The following is a 7,879-nucleotide window of genomic DNA, read 5'->3' as shown; positions in this document are numbered from 1 at the left end:
CCTTGGTCTGGAATACGCAAAGAACCTGAAGAAAAAGATCAACGCCCGTAAAGCCAAGATCGAAAAGCATGAAGCCAAGATCAAGTCGCTGAAGAAGAAGCTGAAGAAAGCTGCCTGATGCGATAGCGGGCCGCCCTGTGCGGCCCGTTGATACGCTAGCTATGTAGTTGTCCAGTTAACCTACCGTCACAAACAAACGCGTTTTTGTCACAGTCTCCCCGCCGCTAACAATTTAAAATTCTGCAAAATTTCTCCCTCTGCGGTGTTGTTTCCTATGCCCAATTTTTTGCAGAAATTCCCCCTGTACCTGATTGTTGTCTTGTTTGGTGTGCTGCTGGCCGGTTGTGGTGGCGGTGGCTCTGGTGATGAAGTGGGCGACTCCCAGGCGGGTGGCTCTTCTGTGCCATCGGGGCAGGAGTCTGCTGTGGGCAGCGAGTCGGTTTCTGAACGCAAGGCGGTACTCAGCTGGACAGCGCCCAGCAGTCGTGAGGACGGTTCTGGCTTGTCGATGAGTGAGTTAGACAGCTACGTTATTCGCTATGGCCAGGACAAAGACAACCTTACTGAACAGGTTGTTGTTCCAGACGCTGCGGCCGAAGATTCGCAAAGTTACCCGTCTTACACCATCACCGGCCTAAAGCCGGGCACCTGGTATTTTACGGTGCAGGCGCAAGACCACGCCGGTCTGCTCAGCGCGCCGTCCGAGATGGTTAGCAAAAAGATTTCTTCCTGATGACAACCTGTAGGAATTGTCGGCATTTCGGCTATAGTGAAACACATACGGACGTTGCCCGAACGGATTCACTATGAAGCGTAAAATGGCCGAGCTGGCAGATCAGCAAAAAATCCAGGACATGATTGCCCACCAGGTTCCGTTCGAGGAAATCCTGGGTGCCATTACCGACATGGTCGCACGCCAGATGCCGGAGTGCGTGGTGTCTTTCATGATGTACGACCCCTCCGACAACACCCTTAGCCTGGTTGCAGGGCAGGGCGTGTCTGAAACCTACCGCCAGGCCATGCAGCGGGTTGTGATTGGCCCGAATGTGGCCAGCTGCGGCAAAACAGCCTTCACCCGCGAAGTTGTCATTACCCCGAATATAGAGCACGAGCCGGACTGGGCGCCCTTCGCCCACCTGGCCCGGGCCGAGAGCCTGAAGTCTTGCTGGTCTGTGCCGGTGCTTACCCCGGGCAATGATCTGTTGGGCACCTTTGCGGTGTATGGCCGCTATCCTTCTGAGCCGGCTAGTGAAGACCTGGTGTTGATGTACCGGGCGTCTGGCCTGTTGGCGTTGGCGACCGCCCGGGAGCGCGACAGAAAAGCGCTTCAGGATCACGAGCAGCGTTATCGCAGGTTACTGTACCAGCATGAAAACACGCTTTCTGAACTGCGTTTTCAGGAAACCCACGATCCGCTAACCCGCTTGCCCAACCGCACCAGTTTTGAGGCGTTGCTGAACGAGCATTGCTGCTCGAATGGCGACCGGCTGGTGGGGTTGCTGGTGAACCTGGACGGCTTTACCACGATTAACGAAGGCCTGGGCCACACGGTGGGCGACCAACTGTTGCAGGCGGTGGCCGGGCGATTGCGGTCAGAGGTGCCGAAAGAAGCCTTTCTGGCGCGCCTTGGTGGCGACGAGTTTGGCATTCTGTTGGGCACTCGCAGTGAGTACACCGATGAGTTGCCTCTGAAGACAGCAGATACGGTGCTTGCGTTGTTGTCCCGCCCGTTTGTGGTGGGCGAGCACACGGTGCATATCAGTGCCAGCATCGGGATTGCGTCTGGCTCCGATGGCTGTGAGGGCAATTGTGCGCTGATGGCCCACGCCCATACCGCTGTGCGAGAGGCCAAGAACCAGGGGCGAAATACCTGGGAGTGGTACGCCGGCGAGCAAGATAGTTCCATTCGCGAGCATGTGGCCATTCGCCGGGAACTGCTGGAGGCGATCGAGGGCGATCAGTTTGTGGTGCATTACCAGCCGCTGGTAGATGCCGCCACCACCGAGATTCGCGGGGTAGAGGCGCTGGTGCGCTGGCAGCATCCGGAACGCGGCCTGGTGCCACCGGGGCTGTTTATTCCAGTGGCGGAAGCAACCGGCCAGATTATAGACATCGGCCGCTGTGTGCTGCGCCAGGCCTGCCACGATATGAAGCAGATTGTTGAGCACCTGGGCAGGCCCATTACTTTGGCTGTGAACATTTCACCGGTGCATTTTCGCCGGTCCAGCTTTTTCAGTGAAATCCAGGGTGTGCTGGAAGACAGTAGCCTGAGCCCGTCTTGCCTGGAGCTGGAAGTCACCGAAGGCGTGTTAATGAGCGCAGCGGAAAAGGCCCTGGAACAGGTTCAGGCACTGCGTAACCTGGGCGTGAAGGTGGCTATCGATGATTTCGGCACCGGCTTCTCCAGCCTCAGTTACCTGCGGGACTTGCCCATCAACAAGGTGAACATAGACCGCAGTTTCATCAACGATATCGACACCAGCCGCCACAATGCCGCCATTGTGAAAGGCGTGATCACCATGACCCACCACCTGGGCCTGGAAGTGGTTGCCGAGGGTGTGGAAACCGAAGCCCAATACGAATACCTGCGCGCCCACGGTTGTGACTTGCTGCAGGGCTTCTACTTCTCCCGCCCTGTACCCCTGAAAGAACTCCTCAAATAACACGCAGGCTACAAAGGGGTCGTACCCCCAGCGGGGGTACGACCCCTCCCTTCTGCCAGCGCCAGTCACCGAAAACCGCTTTCCCCCTAAGTACTTGCCCGTAACGAATTGTTGTCCCGCCCCACAAACTGACCGATATCAAATTCCCGCAAGCCTGCTTTGCTACTGTCCAACCTAGATAGCAACCGACTCATCACACAGGTGATTCCATGGACAAAATCCGCCGGGCCTTGCTCGGGCAGATCGCAAAGCTGACCGCCGGTGCCGCGCTGGTTCCTTTAAGCAGCCTTGCCTCAGCCGGCATTAACGACCAACCCCCGCGCCGTGAAGGTGATCCCTCCAAGCGCTACGCCATGCTGATTGATTTGCGGGCGTGTATTGGCTGTCAGGCCTGTACGGTGTCTTGCCATATCGAGAACGAAGCGCCGCTGGGCAGTTTCCGTACGATTGTTTCCCAGTACGAGGTGGAGCATGAGGAAACCGGCGACATTGCTACGTTCATGCTGCCGCGCCTGTGTAACCACTGCGACAACCCGCCTTGTGTGCCGGTTTGCCCGGTAGAAGCCACCTTCCAGCGCCAGGACGGCATTGTGGTGGTGGATAACGATGTGTGCGTGGGCTGTGCCTATTGTGTGCAGGCCTGCCCGTACGATGCCCGCTTCATTAACGAACACACCCAGACAGCCGACAAGTGCACTTTTTGTGCGCACCGCCTGGACGTAGGCCTGCTGCCGGCCTGTGTGGAGTCCTGTGTGGGCGGCGCGCGGATCATTGGCGACCTGAACGATCCGGGCAGTCAGATCAGCCGCATGATGAAAGAGCACTATGAAGACCTGATGGTGCTGAAGCCGGAGATGGGAACATCGCCCCATGTGTTCTATCTGGGCATGGAAGAGCGGTTTATGTCTCGCCCACAGGCCAAGCCGGCCATTTGGGATGTGCGTACTCAGGAAGGTGAGGAGATCGGTTATGAATTCGATGGCCATTGAGGTTCTTACCCCTCGCTATGGCATTGCCTGGTACCCTTGGGCGGTGCAGTACTTTTTCATGATTGCGGTCTCTTACTCGGCGCTGTTGCTGACGGTGCCGGGGCTGATTTTCGGTAACAAGAACTATCAGCCGCTGGCCAGGGTGGCCCTGCTGGTTACCGTTACCTGCACCCTGGTGGGCCCGGTGGCGTTGCTGGCGGATTTGCACCAGCCGCTGCGGTTCTGGCACTTCTACGCCAACCTGAACAGCCATTCCTGGATGTCTATTGGCAGTTTGTTGCTGCCGCTGTACCTGGTGGTGGTGCTGGCCTACGCCTGGCTGGCGTGGCGCCCGGCCATGCAGGAGCAGGCACAGGAGCCCGGCTGGATTGGCAAACTGTCTGGCTGGATCAGCATGGGTAGCTGGCAGGCACCACGCTGGATGCTGGTGCTCGCGGGTCTGGGTGCCCTGGCGTTTGCCTTCGGCATCATGCTGTACACCGGAGCGGAGGTAGCCATTCTGAAATCCCGCCCGCTGTGGCACACCAACTGGCTGCCGGTGATGTTTGTGCTGACTGGCCTGGTGGCGGCTTCTGGCCTGGTGGTTCTGATCAACCGCTTGATGACCGGTAACGATGAAGAGATCAACCGGCAAGGTCTGAAAGTGATCTTTGTGAGCATGGCGCTTGCGGCGGTTGTGGCGGCGCTTTGGGTATCTGAAGGCATTACCGGCTTCAGCCCGTCTGTTGAAGCAGCGTTTGAGTCTTTGCAGGGCAACGCGGAATGGCGCATGGTGGCTATTTACGGCCTGGCGGTAGGCATTGTGCTGACCCTGGCGACCATTGCCATGCTGCGCCGCCCGGGCTGGATGACCCGCGCCTGGATTGCCGGCCTGCTGGCGGTACACATCGGCTGGACCTTCCGCTGGATGGTGCTGATGGAAGTGCAAACCGTGGCCAAGAACACCGCAGGTTATTACCAATACGCCGTTGAGGCAGGTTCCAGTGGCTTGCTTGGAATTGTCGGCACCTTCGGGTTGTGGCTGGCAGCGTTACTGATTATCGACATCCTGGTGCCCTGGAAGAAAGGCCTCCAGGCTGGCAGCCACTGATTAAGGGCGGAGCATAGTTATGGACAAGAATCGTCGTAATTTTCTGAAAGGAGCAGCGGCCGCTGGTGGTGCTGCTACCTTCGCGGCGGGCTACTACGACCCGCTGGAAAAGATGGCCAAGGGCCTGGTAAACGGCACCGCTGGCAAACAGACTAACGACCGGCTGCATGCCAACAGCCTGGCGCCGGAGTATTCCGTAGACCCCACCACCGGTGAGGTAAAACTGAACCCGGACCAGCGCATTGCCTTCACCGTGTGCTATGGCTGCACCACCAAGTGTGGCGTGCGGGTGCGGATTGATAAAGAGCAGGACAAGGTTCTGCGGGTGTCTGGTAACCCGTACCACCCGCTGTCTTCTGACGAGCACCTGGACGAGGACACGCCGGTAATGGATGCGTTCCGCCAGATGAGTAACTTCAAGGATCAGGGGCAGCTGAACCGTTCTACCGCCTGTGCCCGTGGCAACGCTGCCATGGCCCAGCTCACCAGCAACCAGCGTGTACTCACCTGCCTGAAGCGGGTAGGGCCGCGGGGCAGCAACCAGTGGGAATCTGTCCCGTTCGAGCAGCTGCTGGATGAAATTGTGGAAGGCGGTGACCTGTTCGGCGAAGGTGAAGTAGAGGGCCTGCGTGCCATTCGCGATCTCGAAACTCCGCTGGACCCGGAAAACCCGGAATACGGCCCCAAGGCCAACCAGCTGATGGTAATGGAAGCCACCGATTATGGTCGCTCTGCGCTGCTGAAGCGCTTTGCTTTCAATGCCTTTGGTACCCGTAACTATGGCCACCACGGTGCCTACTGTGGCCTGGCGTTCCGTATGGGTTCCGGCGCGGTGATGAACGACCTCGCCAAGAACGCCCACGTTAAGCCGGATTTCGCCAACACCAAATTCGCGCTGTTCATTGGCACTGCACCCAGCCAGGCCGGTAACCCGTTCAAGCGCCAGGGCCGTTTGCTGGCCCAGGCCCGTACCACGGGTGACCTGGAATACGTGGTGGTCGACCCGGCTTTGACTGCGGCTGCGTCTCACGCGGCGGGCGAGCGCAATAACTGGATTTCCATTCTGCCGGGCACAGACCCCGCGCTGACCATGGGCCTGATGCGCTGGATGCTGGAGAACGATGGCTACGCCAAGGAGTACCTGGCCATTCCGGGTAATACGGCGGCCCAGGCGGCCGGTGAAAAAGGCCACTCCAACGCCACGCACCTGGTGATTGACGACGAGGCCCACCCGCGGGCGGGTTACTTCCTGCGCATGAGTGATATCGGCCGCGCCACTGAGGGCGCTGCAGACGATGTGCCGGTGGTGGTGGATGCCAATGGCGAGCTGGCAAGCTCCGAAGTGGCCAGCAGTGCCGAGCTGTTTGTGGAGCGTACCGTAGAAACCGGCAACGGCCCGGTTGTGGTGCGCAGCTCCCTGTTCAAGCTGCGTGCAGAAGCGCAGAAGTACAGCATTGAAGAGTACGCCGATATCTGCGGTATTGATGCGGAAATCATCCGCCGGCTGGCGAAGAAGTTTGCCAGCCATGGCCGGCAGTCCGCCGCCGATGCCCACGGTGGCATGATGTCTGGTGCGGGCTTCTACGCATCTTTCAGCGTGAACATGCTGAACGTGCTGGCGGGCAGCTTTAACCATAAAGGTGGTGTGGCCAAGGGTGGTGGCTCCTTCAATGGTGTGGGTAAAGGCCCCCGGTACGACCTGGCAGATTTCCCCGGCAAGGTCGGCCCGAAGGGGATTTTCCTGAGCCGTTCACGGTTCCCGTACGAGAAGTCTTCCGAGTACAAGCGCAAGGTGGCCAGTGGCCAGTCTCCGTACCCGGCTGAAGGCCCCTGGCGCAAGCTGGCGCCGCCGATTCTGACCGAGCACTTGATGTCTGGCCTGGATGGCTATCCGTACCGCATCAAGGCGATGATCGGTGCCATGGCCAACCCGCTGTATGGCCAGGCTGGTCTGACTTCCGTCATCGAAGAGAAGCTGAAAGACCCGAAGAACATCGGCCTGTTTGTGGCGGTGGATGGTTTCATCAACGAAACCAACCGCTTTGCCGACTACATTGTGCCGGATTCCGTGATGTATGAAGTGTGGGGCTTTACCGGTGCCTGGAGCGGCACGCTCACCAAGATGACCACGGCCTGCTGGCCGGTGGTGGAGCCTCGCCAGGTGAAGACTGCGGCCGGCGAGCCGGTGAGCCTGGATACCTTCTTCATTGAACTTGGCAAGAAGCTGAGCCTGCCGGGCTTTGGTGATGATGTGATTGCCGGTGCCGATGGCACCATGCATCCGCTCAACCGCGCCGAGGACTTCTACCTGCGTGCGGCGGCGAACATTGCGATGACTGGCAAGCCGTTGTCTGCGCCCAGCGAGGAAGACATTGTGGCTGGCGGCATTGAGCCGCTGATGGATCGTATCAAGTCTACCGTGGCGGAAGACGAAGTGGGCCCGGTGGCGCACCTGTATTCCCGCGGTGGCCGGTTCGAGACCATGGAAAAGGCCTACGACGGTGACAAACTGGGCCACCCCTGGATCCGCCCGCTGTGTGTCTACAACGAAGATGTGGGCACAGCCATCGACAGCTACAGCGGCAAGCGCCTGACCGGTACTCCCATGTACCATCCGCCGCGCTTCTGGGATGGCTCGCTGATGCGGGAGCACTTTCCGGAAAACGAATGGCCGCTGCTGGCGTTCTCGTTCAAGAGCAACCTGATGAACTCCTACGCCATCGGCCTTGAGCGCCTGCGTATGATCAAGCCCTACAACCCGGTGCTGATCAACCGCAAAGATGCCGAGAAGTTTGGTGTGCAACACGGCGACACCATCAGCATCGAAAGCCCGGGCGGCAAGGTGCTGGCACTGGCGCTGGTGGGTGACGGTGTGCACGAAGGCGCCATCGGCATCGAACACGGCTATGGCCACCGCGAACTCGGTGCCGCCGGCCACGTGATCGACGGCGAAGAACGCCCCGGCAACCCCTACCTGGGCGCCGGCGTAAACATCAACGACCTCGGCTTCGCCGACCCCACCCGCACAGACCAGGCTGCCACCTGGCTGGAAAACGTCTCAGGCGCCGCCGTGCGCCAGGGCCTCCCGGTGCGAATCCGCACCGTTTGATAAGGCGGGGTCAGACCCCCGATACATT

5 protein-coding genes are annotated in these 7,879 nt (G+C 59.4%); all 5 read left to right on the top strand.

From position 1 onward, the window contains the following. Positions 1-274 precede the first annotated feature (274 nt). The 5 genes from Q668_RS16755 to Q668_RS02945 all read left to right on the top strand — a co-directional run bounded on the left by Q668_RS16755 (position 275) and on the right by Q668_RS02945 (position 7,851). Complete coding sequence (locus Q668_RS16755; protein ID WP_022988109.1) at positions 275-733, top strand: fibronectin type III domain-containing protein; 459 nt, start codon at positions 275-277, stop codon at positions 731-733. Positions 734-806: 73 nt separating this feature from the next. Further along, on the top strand, positions 807-2,663 hold the full coding sequence (locus tag Q668_RS02960; protein ID WP_022988108.1) for a GGDEF domain-containing protein: 1,857 nt from the start codon (positions 807-809) through the stop codon (positions 2,661-2,663). Positions 2,664-2,872: 209 nt separating this feature from the next. Continuing rightward, positions 2,873-3,652 carry a sulfate reduction electron transfer complex DsrMKJOP subunit DsrO gene (gene dsrO, locus Q668_RS02955; RefSeq protein WP_022988107.1) on the top strand — a complete coding sequence of 260 codons (780 nt, stop codon included), beginning with the start codon at positions 2,873-2,875 and terminating at the stop codon, positions 3,650-3,652. Then, positions 3,633-4,742 (top strand): NrfD/PsrC family molybdoenzyme membrane anchor subunit, encoded by a 1,110-nt coding sequence (gene nrfD / locus Q668_RS02950; protein WP_036218991.1) that lies wholly within the window; start codon positions 3,633-3,635, stop codon positions 4,740-4,742. Before dsrO ends, nrfD begins: the two co-directional genes overlap by 20 nt. Before the next feature lie 19 nt (positions 4,743-4,761). Beyond that, on the top strand, positions 4,762-7,851 hold the full coding sequence (locus Q668_RS02945) for a molybdopterin-dependent oxidoreductase (RefSeq protein WP_022988105.1): 3,090 nt from the start codon (positions 4,762-4,764) through the stop codon (positions 7,849-7,851). Positions 7,852-7,879 lie beyond the last annotated feature (28 nt).

The sequence above is a fragment of the Marinobacter sp. ES-1 genome, assembly GCF_000475255.1.
Lineage (GTDB): Bacteria > Pseudomonadota > Gammaproteobacteria > Pseudomonadales > Oleiphilaceae > Marinobacter > Marinobacter vinifirmus.
This window is presented reverse-complemented; position numbering and strand designations above follow the sequence as displayed.